Genomic DNA, 13,222 nt, shown 5'->3' with positions numbered 1-13,222 from the left:
GCATGCAAAAGGTACAGGATTGGCTAATTCATCGCGCATTTTTTCTTGTTTATTTTTTTCTTGCCAGGTGAGTGAGCGGCAATCGATATATTCACAATAACCACTTTCACCCGTTTCTTCCTGCTGATTAATGCGGATTTGATATTTAAAACTGCCCACATAGCCTGCCGCCAGGCCAAATTTAAAATCTCCACGGCTTTGTGCTTGTATGGAAATGCAGGTGCCATCTTTACCTTCGTAGCCCCATTCAAACTCACGTGGCAAATACATGCTTTGTCCATTCGGTGTTTTTACTTTTGGATAAACCCGATGCACCTTAAAGCGAACGTTTTGGTCAAACATTTGTGTCTTGCCTGTTTTTGCATCTCTTAAATAGAGTCGTGATTGCAAAATGCCATTAAAAGAATCACGAATTTGTGCCAAAAGCAGCTGACGCTGATTTTCCAGGTTTATTACCTGATACGTAAAAAATGCCAAAGGCAAATAGGAAAAATTAATGCAGCGTGCATATTCAAAACAGCCCATCTGCTGAATTTCAAATTTTTGTTCTTTATAAGTCAGCTGCCCTTCACATTGACACAGTAAAGACCAGTGATCCGCCAACCCCATACGTAACTGAGTAAAATAAGAAATAATATTGCTGGTGGTAATCGATAAATCAAAACTCAGTTCTTTATCTTTACGCTGTATTTGAAAATGCGGAAAACTGCCGCGAATTGTTTCCCGATCTGAAAACTGAAAATGCCCTTTTGTAAAAAAACAGTCCTGTCCTACCGAGTAAGAATTCAATTGCCCCACCATATGCGAGCTAATACTGGCAATCGTGGTTGCAGTATCTAAGGCGGTGGTATGAATAGCACTTTCATTACGCAGCATTGCCGCATTCGGCTGACCAATCAGGCTAATAAAATTAAGATAATGTAAGGGTGCCGGCAAATTAGGAATCATCAATCCTTGATGAATGATTTTATAACGGCCTTTTTGCGCATGATATGCCAAGCGCGACTGAAGTGGAGCCTGATTGAGTTGTTTGGAACGATCAAATAAATCTTGAAACAACTGCATATCTTGCTCCTTTTATTTTCAGTATAGCGTTCTCATTTTTATATGGCGGTATTTTTTCTCGCAAGGAAAGTGGTCACAAAACCAGACAGTGCATAAATAATGGAAATTACCATAATCCCTACAGGAATATTATAAGTAATCGCGGCAAAGATAAATACAGCGATCGGCAACACAAAAAATGGAACGCGTTTGCGATCAAATGTTTTAAATGAATAGTATTTGATATTAGAAATCATCAGTAATCCCACAGCAATGATCGCTATAGCATTAAAGAGCTGAATACCAAATTCACGTACATCAAAAATTTGCGGGAAATCTTGTGCAACCCAAATCAGGGTAATAATAATCACGGCGGCTAATGGACTTGCAACACCAATAAAATAGCGCTTATCCACCACACCAATTTGTACATTGAAGCGTGCCAAACGGAATGCTGCACAAGCGGTATACACAAAACAGGCGGCTAACCCAATCCGTCCCAAATCATGTAGACACCAGCTATACATTAAAATAGCCGGTGCCACACCGAAAGCAAGCAAGTCCGACAAGGAATCGAACTGTTCGCCAAACGGGCTTTGAGCACCAATTGCACGCGCTACCCGACCATCTAATCCATCAAACAAAGCTGCCAGAAAAATGGCATAAATGGCGTGAATGAAATCACCATTCATACTGGCAATAATGGAGTAAAAGCCAGACAGCAAAGCTGCCGTGGTAATCAGATTCGGCCACAGATAGATTCCACGACGTTTCACCTTTTGTCCCTCATGGGTATGCTCTTCTTCCTCCACTTCAAAGGTGATGCCATCAAAACCATGTTCATCACGTGTAGAAGATTCACTTTCAGGTTTGTTTATACTTGTCATTCTTGTCGATCCTAAATGTAACCGTATCTCTTTCAAACGTATAACTTATTCGCCAACCAACCAACGGACAGCGGCATGTCCACCATTTTCACTCATGCGCAAATGCGGGAACAGCCATTGTAATGCTTCATCCGCATCTTCAGAAAATTTCCAAGGTGGGTTAATCACAAGTAAACCACAACCATTCAAGCCCACTGGAGTGTCATCTGGCCACACACAAACTTCACACACCAATTGACGGCGAATACCAGTTTTGATCATTTTCTTTTCGAAACGCTCAATCATGGCGCGGTCTTTAATCGGATACCAGACTGCAAAAACACCGGTAGGCCATTTTTTGTATGCAGCAACCAACAATTCTACCAATTGTGGAAAATCTTTACGTTCCAATTCGTAAGGCGGATCAATCATCACCAAACCGCGCTTTTCTTTCGGTGGAATCACCCCAAGCAAACCTTCATAGGCATCACGCTCATGCAAACCGGCACGGCGGTCACGAACATTAAAGCGCAACTGTTGAAACACCTCGGGCTGCATTTCAAAAATAGTCGCTTTATCTATTTCGCGCATGCCTTCCAAGGCAAACCATGGTGAACCTGGATAAGCCCCTTTACCTGAAACTTCACGCATATCCTGAACAATCTTAAGATATTGCTTTACGCCTTCAGGTGCATTACGAGTAATTGAATCATCAAGCTTGATTAAACGATGAATACCATTTAAAAACTCGCCTGATTTCTGTGCTGCAGAAGTCGATAAATCATATTTACCTGCCCCACCATGCGTATCGATATAGCGATAAGGTTTATCTTTGGCATTTAAACGTGTTAAAAGTTGCAGTAATAACACATGCTTCATGACATCGGCAAAGTTGCCTGCATGGAAATGGTGACGGTAATTCATGTTTCTTTAATTCCTGATATCAACCGATATTTTAGCATGAAAAAATGTTTCGTTCCGCAGGATATCTTGCTCTAGAATACGTCAGCATTTTTCTATCCTGTTTTTGAGTCTATCTTTATGGATGTAATTCACCTCCCGAAGTCATGCAATGTTGATCAAATTATTGAAGATTTAGATCAGCAAGGCTTTACCATTATTGATGATCTTTATCCTCAGGATTATGTACAGGCTTTGGCTGAAGAATGTATTTCTCATTTAAATCAGTTTAGAGATGCTGCCATTCAGAACGGTGTAATCAGCAAAATTCGTAGTGATCACATTTTATGGATTAATGAATATTTAGAAAAAGCCCAACAGCACATACAAACACTGCAAGGCTTGGCCGAACAACTGAACCGCGCATTTTTCCTCGGTATTCGTGAAGTTGAAGCCCATTTTGCCTGTTATAACGCCGGTGAGTTTTATGCCTTGCACCGCGACAATCCACAACAAAAAAATGACCGTGTGATTTCGGCAGTCTATTACTTACATGAAGACTGGCACGAAGATTGGGGCGGTGAATTACGTTTGCAGGACAAGCAGGATCAATGGCACATCATCCCGCCAAAACCGAACCGCATTGCCCTATTCCAAAGTGATTTATTGCATGAGGTACTCAAAACCAAGCATCAGCGCTTATCCATTACCGCATGGTTACGCAGCGGCAATTCCATTTGGTAATTTACCCCCAGAGGATGCTTTAAATCTGGAAAAACATCCTCATATAGCAATCATAGACAGATGAGGATGTAACCGATGCGGGAAAACACCCAACAAATTATTCAACGTATTGGCGAAACCGATCAGTTGTATTTACAAGGGAATACACCAAAACTTGCCTTGGAACGCGCTGAGTTACGTATGCAATTGGTTACACTCAGTATCGTACGTCAGGAACAGCTTCATTTCCTGCAAGAAGCCGTAGTATTGCTTGAACAGGGTCGTATTGAATTTGAAGAAATGCCGTTAAGTTTATATATGAACTTATCCATGCATTTGGCCAAAGCCTATATGCTGTATTTCGAAATCACCAAGGAACAAAGATTTGCCTTAATTACCCAGCAAATCTTAAAACCCATTACTCATGATGAGTATGGAGATATTTACTTCTTCCTGGCCTATGCTTCTGCGGTCAAAAGTGAAACGGCATTAACCCGACATTGGCTCACAAAATACAGTAAAACTGCTGAGTTTGACTTAATCCTACTACAGCAGCATCCAGCCTTCCACCCATTCCGTGAACACGACTGGTTTGTTAATTTAGTAAAAAGTAAATTGCATTAATGCTGATGCATCTGTAAAAAACGCCTCCGATGAGGCGTTTTCTGTTTCGGTGCTTTATTCTTCAGAATAAGGATATCGCTCCCATTTTTCAGTCGTCCATTGACTTCTTGTTCGTCTTCCTTTTCCCTAAATAAGATTAAAAATACCAATAAGGATCGAAAATTTTAAGATCGAAGTTTAAGCAGGCTGTAATTTAGTAGCATTCATATGTAATTGCTGGTTCAGCTCATCAATCAACATGACCCACTCATCTGCATCTTCCACTAAATAGCGAATTAAAAACTCACGCTGGGATTTATTCCAGAAGGGAGCATCATGCAGATTTTGATGTGCAGGTAATTGATGGGTCCGTATAAAAAGCTCAACAGCCGCAGGGCTAGAAGCCAGCCCGAGTTGTTCAAATAACATTTTAAAGGATGGGTTATTATTCATAAGCATGGCACACTCCTTATCAACCAAACTATCATTTATTATTCAATTAACTTATAAGATGTTCATAAAAAAACCTAGTCATAAAACTAGGTTTGTTGTTTCAATTTGTGTTCACTGATACGTGGAGGTTGAAAACCGGTCTTCGGTATGCAAGTGTTCATTTAAGATATCGACCGCCATCGCCCATTCATCATCCTTTTTTCCAATGACTGATAATGAAATCATGCTGAACACGCAACCAGAATGGTGCTGTATATAAAGAAACATCCATGGTCAATTGACCATGGATGTTTTTGGACTCGAATTCAGAGCCAATTGTTCAAAAAAGAGCTCCAAAAAGTAGGCTATTGTTCAAATACCATTTAAGACTCCGATAATAATGAATAACCTTTAAACCAGAAATAATAAAAATATTATTTCTGGTCATACACAGGTACGTCGCATGCTCCGGAGCCTTCAGCATCCATATGTAATTGTTCATTGAGCACATCAACAAAAATTGCCCAATCATCATCTTCTTTCCAATGACCAATCAGAAAATCGTGCTGTGACCTAGACCAGAACGGGGCTTTATGTAACGGAACATCCATACCAATTTGATGGGTCTGGATAAACTCATCAATGGCCTTAGGGCTTGAATCCAGCCCTAATTGTTCAAAAAAAACTTCCATGGTAGGGAGCTGCTCTAACATCTTGTGTACCTCAGCTTTTATTGATGATCTTGCTTATAAGTTAGACAAAAAACTTGAATAATTCAGTTATCCCTCCATCACAGCATGTTATTTTTTGTTCTATAAAAATGATGCAACAAAAAAAAGCACGCCATTGGCGTGCTTTTTTTAATTTAATCTTTTAGATTAAATTATTTAAGCATGTCAGCAATCGCTGCACGTTCTTCTTCTAACTCGTTAAGAGTGAAGTTAATACGTTCTTGACTGAATGCATCGATTTCAAGACCTTGAACGATTTTATATTCACCGTTTTCAGTAGTCACAGGGAAACCGAACATTACGCCTTCAGGGATACCATAAGAACCGTCAGAAGGAATACCCATCGTTACCCATTCGCCATTTGTGCCAAGAGCCCAATCGCGCATATGGTCGATTGCAGCGTTAGCAGCAGAAGCAGCAGAAGACAAACCACGAGCTTCAATAATTGCAGCGCCACGCTTACCAACTGTAGGAAGGAATGTGTTTGCATTCCAATCTTGGTCGTTGATCATGTCTTTAACGCTTTCGCCGTTGATAGTCGCAAAACGGTAGTCAGCATACATTGTTGGAGAGTGGTTACCCCAAACTGTAAGTTGTTTGATGTCTTTAACCGCTTTACCAGTTTTAGCAGCAATTTGAGATGCAGCACGGTTGTGGTCAAGACGTAACATTGCTGTGAAGTTTTTAGCTGGAAGATCTGGAGCAGATTTCATAGCGATGTAAGCGTTAGTGTTAGCAGGGTTACCTACAACAAGAACTTTAACATCACGGCTAGCAACTTCGTTAAGTGCTTGGCCTTGACCAATGAAGATTTCGCCGTTCACTTTAAGAAGGTCAGCACGTTCCATACCTGGACCACGTGGACGTGAACCAACCAATAACGCGTAGTCAGCATCTTTAAATGCAACTTTAGGATCATCAGTACCGATCATGTCCGCTAAAAGTGGGAATGCGCAGTCTTGAAGTTCCATCATTACGCCTTTAAGCGCTTGTTGAGCTTTCTCAAAAGGAACTTCTAACAATTGCAAAATAACGGGTTGGTCTTTACCAAGCATTTCGCCGCTAGCAATACGGAATAATAGGCTGTAACCAATTTGACCAGCAGCGCCAGTAACGGCAACGCGAACAGGTTGCTTCATGTAATTATCTCCAATTGAGGATAGTCAATGCGATTAAATAATCAATGTTTAATCTAATAATCATAAACGCGAAAGATTGTACTCCAATCCTTTTCGATATGCATTGAAAAGAAAATGAATTTCAACAAAAGTCTGATAGGAAATATAAAAAAGCTTAGTAAGAGCCTTTTATTATGAATAAATTGGGACAATTATTTTCTACCGCTACTGAGCATTGCTTGTACTGTCCGTTATTTTTATAGCAAAGTCTCACTTCGGTCAGAATGGCATTTCCTTGAGAGGTCGCACAGTTAAATTTAATTGCACTGGCAGGTAAACTCGAATTTAAACGCAAAAACCGTAACCGAAGATTGGTCTGATGCATGGTTCGTGTTTCAGGACTGGTCAACTCAGCCGGGACTTTAAGACGTTCGGCATAATTAATGATGGTACGAAAATATTGACTTGAATTCATCTTTACACATCCACCGATTCCCCGCCAAAGCTGCACGCGTGCATTTTCATCTGGCATGATACGTGCCACGACTTTCGCCTGCAGCGGCGATAGCATGGCGGAAGATGATGTTTTACATTCAGATTCTGAAGTTTCTGGATACAAACCGGAAATATTCAGTGAATAACCTTCCAGACATTTTCGCTGCTTGGATTTTTGAGCATCAAACATACATACAGCGGGGGTCATTTGCACGACCATGACATAGCCCTGCAAAGGCTCGGCAAAAATTTGAGGTGCAAGTAGCCCTAGTCCAGCACCGCTCACCCCGAACAGTGCCCATCTTGCTAAAACTGAAGTTTGCCCAAAAAATATCATCAACAAGTCAGACCTATCAATAAAATTAAAGTTTAAGGATTTATTCTCAATGGAATGATATTCATTCTTTTTTCAATCGATTGCGCCCCTTCCCCAAGCAATACCCCATAATGCGTTGCGTTAGTCATCACATGTTTTACATAATCACGTGTTTCAGTCAGCGGAATGGTTTCAGTATATTGATCCGCGGCAATGGACTGAGCGTCGGGTTGCCAGCGACGTGCCCGGTTTGGCCCCGCATTGTAGCCAGCCGTTGCCAGCACAGGGCTATTGCTGAGCTGGTTCTGAATCATCGACAAATAAAAAGTACCATAACGAATATTGGTATTCATATCGGTTAAAGCTGCAGGGTTATAGGTTTCACCCATTTGGCGGGCTACAAGTTTTGCCGTGTCCGGCATAATTTGCATTAAACCGCCTGCGCCCACATGCGAGCGTGCCTGCGAAACAAAACGGCTTTCCTGACGCATCAAACCATAGGCCCATGCAGGATCTATACCAGCATTACGGCTATGGCTGACCACATAGCTTTGATGTGGCATGGCATAACGATAAGAATAGTTGTGTTTGGATTCGGTACGGTCAGCAGCATAAATGGCCCGATCATACCAACCCATATCTGTTGCACGTTTTGCAGCTGCCAGCAGCAAGCCATCATCATGTTTTAAATAGGCCTGTCGCACCGCCCAGTTCCATTCACGATTCACATAACTATCTGGTGCATTTACCCGGCGTAAAGCAAAAGCACGGTTGAAATGAATATTTTGGCTTAAACGCTGCACATCACTATTTGAAGGTTGAACATTATTGGGAATACTATTGTAACTCTGGCCTAATTTATCTCTGGCCAGCAGATTATGGTAATCATCCCCTTGAGCCAACTTTTTAAAAATTTCTTGCGCTACACGTTTAGATTTAGCATCGCCACGCTGTTCCGAAGCCCGTGCCAACCAGTACTGCCAGCGATCTTCCTGTTTCTGGGTCACACTCATGGCATCAATGGCCCGAATCAAACTTTCCCAGCTACTGAAGCGAATGGCCTGACGGGCATAAACTTCCGCTTCTTCCGCACTAAAGGGCAATCCATAACTGGCATCCAGATAATTCAGCACTTCACGATTAAAGTTGTTTTTCATCACTGTGGTACCACCAATATAGCCCACAGCACGGTATAGTGCTTTTTGTACTTGCAGCGGTGTCCCTTCTGCTGCATTTTTTACCGAAGCCATTGCGGTATTTAAATCACTATCGGCCAAACGTCCTAGGGCATAAATCAAATAAGCCTGATCTGCACTAGTAGCTTTAGGCGCAGTCCATAAATAATTTAAAGGATTGGCCTGAATTTGATTGAGCTGTGCAAGGGACAGGCTCATACCCAGACTTTGTGCAGTTGCCAAAGCCAAACCGGACTGGCCTGCGCGCAGTTGCCCCCATAGGCGCTGCTGTCTGTCCTGCTCGGTCATCAGCGGGCTAGACAGCATCATCCGTCCTAAACCGGTACACGATTCAGGTTGTGAACTGGTGGCGAGCCAAACATCCTTATATTCAGCAAAAACCAAAGGATCACCCGATTTTGCACGAACTTGAGCAACTGCACAGCTTTCTGCCTGATCCGGATTGGTCACATACTGTAAAATGGGTTGTGCCGTCACAAAATCGGCTTGCTTTACTTTTTCTTCGACATAATCGGCAGCCAGTTTTTCAGCCATCGCAGATTGAGGATAACGCTGGGAAAAATTAACAATATTACCGGCCGGCTGATTGGCTAAATTACTATTCAATGACCAATATTCGGGATAATAGCCCAGTACGTCATTTTGCATCGACGCCTGATATTGTTGTAATAAAGCAACATTGCCTGAGTTGGCAGCACGCAAAGCATCATTAAACTGTTCATCGGCTGCATGGGAAATCGAAATAAAACCGCTAGATGCCACACTTAAAGCAAGCACTTTATAATAATTTTTATTGATTACCCGATTAAACATATGCTTGCCTTCTGTCATTTAGTATTGCCTTGGTCGCATCTAATCATTTTTGAATAGTTTAATTATTATTAAACTACTCTACTGTTCTGTTGTGTAACCTTATGATTAGACAATATTAATTTTCAATCATTTTTACTTCACAAATCAATATTCTTGTAGCTTTATTTATATCTATAAGTTTAGCTTCGATTCCTGCTAAAATATGCGCCTTTCTTGTATTCAAATCGCAATTTTTTCAAGATTGCAGCTAGCCTCATCTTTCTCAATCAATGCAATTAAGTATTGAAATAAAAAAGGAAATATTGCTCGCTCATCCGACCTGATCCGGTCAATCTTGAATGGCGATTTCATCGATTTACCTTTTAGGAGCCTACATGACGGTTCAAACCTTCATTCCAAATAGTGCCCAAGCTGCTTCAGAAAACACTGTTACCCAGCCACAGCACACCCCAGCCGACGGTTCAGTCAAAAAACTGTATATCGAAACGCAAGGGTGTCAGATGAATGAGTATGACAGTCATCGTATGGCAGACCTGTTGGGCGATTCACACGGTTATGTGTTAACAACCGATCCAAGTGATGCAGATATCCTGCTCATGAATACCTGTTCAATTCGTGAAAAGGCTCAGGAAAAAGTGTTTTCCGAATTGGGTCGCTGGCGCAAGCTGAAAGAAAAAAATCCTGATCTGGTGATTGGTGTCGGTGGTTGTGTCGCTTCTCAGGAAGGTGATAACATTCAAAAACGTGCACCCTATGTCGATATGGTTTTTGGTCCACAAACCTTGCACCGTTTGCCGCAAATGCTGGATCAGCATAACGATCAAATTGAAAAACCAAAGAAAGATAAAATCAAGCTGGTGGATATTTCTTTCCCTGACATCGAAAAATTCGACTTTTTACCTGAACCGCGTGTTGAAGGCTATAAAGCCTTTGTTTCAATTATGGAAGGCTGTTCCAAATACTGTTCTTTCTGCGTAGTCCCTTATACCCGCGGTGAAGAGGTATCGCGTCCTTTAGATGACGTACTGGCTGAAATTGCCGGTCTGGCGGAAAAAGGCGTACGCGAAATCTCTTTACTCGGTCAAAACGTCAATGGTTACCGCGGTGAAACTTTCGAAGGTGAAATCTGTACTTTTGCAGATTTACTACGTCTGGTGGCTGAAATTCCGGGCATTGGCCGTTTGCGTTATACCACTTCACATCCGCTTGAATTTAACGACGACCTGATTCAGTGCTACCGTGATTTGCCACAAATGGTTTCACATCTACACTTGCCGGTACAAAGTGGTTCAAACGATGTACTGAAAGCGATGAAACGTAACCACACCATCGACGTGTATATCGAGAAGATTAAAAAGTTACGTCAAGTCCGTCCAGATATACATTTATCTTCAGACTTTATTATTGGTTTCCCGGGTGAAACTGATCAGAACTTTGAAGAAACCTATCAATTCATCAAAGATTTGGATTTCGACCATTCTTACAGCTTCATTTATTCAAAACGTCCGGGTACACCAGCGTCAGAACTTGAAGACAACACCCCTGAAGATGTGAAAAAAGAACGTCTGGCCAAAGTTCAGCAATGGATTAAACGCTCAAGCATTGATAAAACAGATGCCATGCTCGGCACCATTCAGCGCGTATTGATTGAAAACGTATCCGATAAAGATCCGAACCTTTTGGTCGGTACGGCAGACAACACCCGTTATGTCTCCTTCATTGGTGATCCGGCTTGGGTTGGACGTTTTGCAGAGATTGAGATTACCGAAATTAAAACTTTGAATTTTGTTTACGGTGAGCTCTTGAATCTTGAGCCTGACGTGGCGTAATGTAAGGTAATCGGCTAGACCATTTATAAGGAATTCTCTTGACTGCAGCGATTCGGCGTACAGTAACTTTTCCTGGTGTTTCGATGGAGCGTTTGAAAGGCATGCTTGGTGCTTATAACGGTCATTTGAAACAAATTGAACAACGTTTAAACGTCAACATTTCCCATCGAGGCGAAGCCTTTTACATTGATGGTGAAATCGATGCAGTAGAGAGAGCTGAAAGCCTCTTGATGCGTCTACATGAAGAAACCGAAATTAGCCCGCAAGTGAGTGCAGATACCTTGCATCTCATGATTCAGGGCAGTCAAACTGACCGTGAATTACAAATCGATCCTCATCAGGAACATACCGGTCTGAATGAGGTGTGGCTGCAAACCCGTAAAGGTCGAATCAACCCGCGTGGTGCTAACCAGAAACGCTATGTGCAACGTATTTTGCAAAGCGATATTTCATTTGGTATTGGCCCTGCAGGTACAGGTAAAACCTATCTGGCTGTAGCAGCTGCGGTGGATATGCTGGAACGCAATGAAATTCAGCGTATCTTGCTGGTGCGTCCTGCGGTTGAAGCCGGTGAAAAACTCGGCTTTTTACCGGGGGATTTAAGCCAGAAAATCGATCCTTATTTGCGCCCACTTTACGATGCCCTGTATGAAATGCTGGGCTTTGAAAAAGTGGCCAAACTGATTGAACGTCAGATTATTGAAGTTGCGCCCCTCGCCTATATGCGTGGCCGTACTTTAAACCATTCTTTCGTGATTTTAGATGAAGCGCAAAATACCACACCGGAACAGATGAAAATGTTCCTGACCCGTTTAGGTTTTGGTTCACGTGCGGTCATTACCGGTGATATCACTCAGGTCGACTTGCCACGTGGTCAACAGTCCGGTCTTTCACATGCCTTACGTGTGCTGGAACCGGTGACTGAAATTCATATCACTCGTTTCCATTCTCGTGACGTGGTTCGTCATCAGCTGGTACAAAAAATTGTCGAAGCCTATGAAGGATGGGACAGTGAACAACACCGTCTTAATGCTGAAGCACGGGCAGAACGTAAAGCGCGTCAGGAAGCATTGATTGCTGAAAATGATGCCGCTGCCGATGCTCAGGATTAAGATATTTTAAGGATTCATTTTGAAACTTAACCTATCACTGCAACAAGACTACCAGTCCCATGAACTGGTACTGAAACGTGCTTATATTAAAAAGGTCATTGAAACTGCACTGCGTTTTATCGATGTCGATCAAGACTGTGAGATAGGGATTGCCTGTGTAGACAATGCCGAAAGCCATAAGCTAAATCTGGAGTATCGCCAGAAAGACAAACCTACCAATGTGTTGTCTTTTCCAAGTGACATTCCAGAGGAAGTTTTATCAATGCTGGATGCTCTTCCAATCGGTGACTTGGTCATTTGTATTCCTATGGTTTTAAAGGAAGCCATTGAGCAAAACAAAACCCCGATTGAGCATTTCACCCATATGCTGGTGCATGGCACATTGCACTTAATGGGTTATGACCATGAAACTTCAGATGAAGATGCCGAAGAAATGGAAGCATTGGAAATTGAAATTCTAGCCAAGGTAGGTTTTTCAAATCCATATACTGAACAGTAGTTCTTGTATTCCAGTTTTTTAAACCCGATTAATTTCGATTAGTCGGGTTTTATTTATGCCAAATAAGCATAAAATCTTAAAATCCCCTCTAAAATGGCGGAAGAAATAATGAACAGAATTATTTCCCGGCTTTTCCTGATTTCAGCGTTATTTCCTGCATGCCAGCTGTATGCCAATGACAAACTGCGCAGTAATGAACCGCCCAATAATGAACCACTATGTAAAGAAGTAAAATTCCAGCAGGCAGCAAATGCCTGGATAGGCCATTATTATCTGGAAGGCGTGATGGAAGTCGGCTCTGAGCTTTTACTGGAACCGGACGGCAAGTTTAAATGGTATCTGGCAGTGGGTGCATTAGACCAATATGCCGAAGGAACATGGTGGAAAAATGGGACATGTATTGGCTTGAAAGCCGCTCCCCAATACCGCCAATATTTAGAAATCTTCCCGACCCGTCTCGACCTTTCAGAAACCGGCTTAAATGCGACATGGCCGGATGGACATCAAAAAGGACAATATGTATTAGCGTCGCATTAAAACCCTAA

The 13,222-nt window shown here is 42.1% G+C and carries 14 protein-coding genes; 6 read left to right on the top strand and 8 right to left on the bottom strand.

From position 1 onward, the window contains the following. The 3 genes from LZZ98_RS06605 to LZZ98_RS06595 all read right to left on the bottom strand — a co-directional run. The coding region (locus tag LZZ98_RS06605; protein ID WP_237787144.1) for a DUF6670 family protein at positions 1–1,065 on the bottom strand (1,065 nt) is incomplete at its 3' end. Positions 1,066–1,103: 38 nt separating this feature from the next. After that, positions 1,104–1,931 (bottom strand): CDP-diacylglycerol--serine O-phosphatidyltransferase, encoded by an 828-nt coding sequence (gene pssA / locus LZZ98_RS06600; RefSeq protein ID WP_237787143.1) that lies wholly within the window; start codon positions 1,929–1,931, stop codon positions 1,104–1,106. A gap of 45 nt (positions 1,932–1,976) precedes the next feature. Continuing rightward, the gene (locus LZZ98_RS06595; protein WP_237787142.1) at positions 1,977–2,834 is read right to left on the bottom strand and encodes a 23S rRNA (adenine(2030)-N(6))-methyltransferase RlmJ; all 858 of its coding nucleotides are present in this window, start codon (positions 2,832–2,834) and stop codon (positions 1,977–1,979) included. A 117-nt stretch (positions 2,835–2,951) separates the two neighbouring features. Between LZZ98_RS06595 and LZZ98_RS06590 the strand changes: the two genes are divergently transcribed. Further along, positions 2,952–3,554 (top strand): 2OG-Fe(II) oxygenase, encoded by a 603-nt coding sequence (locus LZZ98_RS06590; RefSeq protein WP_237787141.1) that lies wholly within the window; start codon positions 2,952–2,954, stop codon positions 3,552–3,554. Positions 3,555–3,629: 75 nt separating this feature from the next. After that, on the top strand, positions 3,630–4,157 hold the full coding sequence (locus LZZ98_RS06585) for a hypothetical protein (protein ID WP_237787140.1): 528 nt from the start codon (positions 3,630–3,632) through the stop codon (positions 4,155–4,157). 177 nt (positions 4,158–4,334) lie between these two features. Here LZZ98_RS06585 and LZZ98_RS06580 read toward each other — a convergent pair whose 3' ends face one another. The 5 genes from LZZ98_RS06580 to LZZ98_RS06555 all read right to left on the bottom strand — a co-directional run bounded on the left by LZZ98_RS06580 (position 4,335) and on the right by LZZ98_RS06555 (position 9,255). Then, positions 4,335–4,595 (bottom strand): DUF2789 family protein, encoded by a 261-nt coding sequence (locus LZZ98_RS06580; protein WP_166168765.1) that lies wholly within the window; start codon positions 4,593–4,595, stop codon positions 4,335–4,337. Between the two features lie 407 nt (positions 4,596–5,002). Continuing rightward, entirely contained in the window at positions 5,003–5,281 is a 279-nt protein-coding gene (locus tag LZZ98_RS06570) for a DUF2789 family protein (protein ID WP_237787139.1), read from the bottom strand. Positions 5,282–5,451: 170 nt separating this feature from the next. Continuing rightward, the gene (locus tag LZZ98_RS06565; protein ID WP_086174414.1) at positions 5,452–6,438 is read right to left on the bottom strand and encodes a malate dehydrogenase; all 987 of its coding nucleotides are present in this window, start codon (positions 6,436–6,438) and stop codon (positions 5,452–5,454) included. 154 nt (positions 6,439–6,592) lie between these two features. After that, positions 6,593–7,249 carry a ribonuclease T2 family protein gene (locus tag LZZ98_RS06560; protein WP_237787157.1) on the bottom strand — a complete coding sequence of 219 codons (657 nt, stop codon included), beginning with the start codon at positions 7,247–7,249 and terminating at the stop codon, positions 6,593–6,595. A 32-nt stretch (positions 7,250–7,281) separates the two neighbouring features. Further along, a complete protein-coding gene (locus LZZ98_RS06555) occupies positions 7,282–9,255 on the bottom strand; it encodes a lytic transglycosylase domain-containing protein (RefSeq protein ID WP_237787138.1) in 1,974 nt (657 codons plus the stop codon). Between the two features lie 356 nt (positions 9,256–9,611). Between LZZ98_RS06555 and miaB the strand changes: the two genes are divergently transcribed. From miaB to LZZ98_RS06535, 4 genes are all read left to right on the top strand, one after another. Then, positions 9,612–11,066, top strand: coding sequence for a tRNA (N6-isopentenyl adenosine(37)-C2)-methylthiotransferase MiaB (gene miaB, locus LZZ98_RS06550; RefSeq protein ID WP_237787137.1), 1,455 nt, complete (start codon positions 9,612–9,614; stop codon positions 11,064–11,066). Positions 11,067–11,104: 38 nt separating this feature from the next. Continuing rightward, positions 11,105–12,178, top strand: coding sequence for a PhoH family protein (locus tag LZZ98_RS06545; protein ID WP_237787136.1), 1,074 nt, complete (start codon positions 11,105–11,107; stop codon positions 12,176–12,178). A gap of 19 nt (positions 12,179–12,197) precedes the next feature. Continuing rightward, the gene (gene ybeY / locus LZZ98_RS06540; RefSeq protein WP_237787135.1) at positions 12,198–12,677 is read left to right on the top strand and encodes an rRNA maturation RNase YbeY; all 480 of its coding nucleotides are present in this window, start codon (positions 12,198–12,200) and stop codon (positions 12,675–12,677) included. Between the two features lie 108 nt (positions 12,678–12,785). Beyond that, on the top strand, positions 12,786–13,214 hold the full coding sequence (locus LZZ98_RS06535; RefSeq protein ID WP_237787134.1) for a hypothetical protein: 429 nt from the start codon (positions 12,786–12,788) through the stop codon (positions 13,212–13,214). Positions 13,215–13,222 lie beyond the last annotated feature (8 nt).

This window comes from Acinetobacter sp. SM34 (genome assembly GCF_022012365.1).
Lineage (GTDB): Bacteria > Pseudomonadota > Gammaproteobacteria > Pseudomonadales > Moraxellaceae > Acinetobacter.
This window is presented reverse-complemented; position numbering and strand designations above follow the sequence as displayed.

Coding starts and splice junctions, on each gene's coding strand:
- pssA (WP_237787143.1), bottom strand. CDS start 1,931: ATGACAAGTATAAACAAACCTGAAAGTGAATCTTCTACACGTGATGAA.
- LZZ98_RS06595 (WP_237787142.1), bottom strand. CDS start 2,834: ATGAATTACCGTCACCATTTCCATGCAGGCAACTTTGCCGATGTCATG.
- LZZ98_RS06590 (WP_237787141.1), top strand. CDS start 2,952: ATGGATGTAATTCACCTCCCGAAGTCATGCAATGTTGATCAAATTATT.
- LZZ98_RS06585 (WP_237787140.1), top strand. CDS start 3,630: ATGCGGGAAAACACCCAACAAATTATTCAACGTATTGGCGAAACCGAT.
- LZZ98_RS06580 (WP_166168765.1), bottom strand. CDS start 4,595: ATGCTTATGAATAATAACCCATCCTTTAAAATGTTATTTGAACAACTC.
- LZZ98_RS06570 (WP_237787139.1), bottom strand. CDS start 5,281: ATGTTAGAGCAGCTCCCTACCATGGAAGTTTTTTTTGAACAATTAGGG.
- LZZ98_RS06565 (WP_086174414.1), bottom strand. CDS start 6,438: ATGAAGCAACCTGTTCGCGTTGCCGTTACTGGCGCTGCTGGTCAAATT.
- LZZ98_RS06560 (WP_237787157.1), bottom strand. CDS start 7,249: ATGATATTTTTTGGGCAAACTTCAGTTTTAGCAAGATGGGCACTGTTC.
- LZZ98_RS06555 (WP_237787138.1), bottom strand. CDS start 9,255: ATGACAGAAGGCAAGCATATGTTTAATCGGGTAATCAATAAAAATTAT.
- miaB (WP_237787137.1), top strand. CDS start 9,612: ATGACGGTTCAAACCTTCATTCCAAATAGTGCCCAAGCTGCTTCAGAA.
- LZZ98_RS06535 (WP_237787134.1), top strand. CDS start 12,786: ATGAACAGAATTATTTCCCGGCTTTTCCTGATTTCAGCGTTATTTCCT.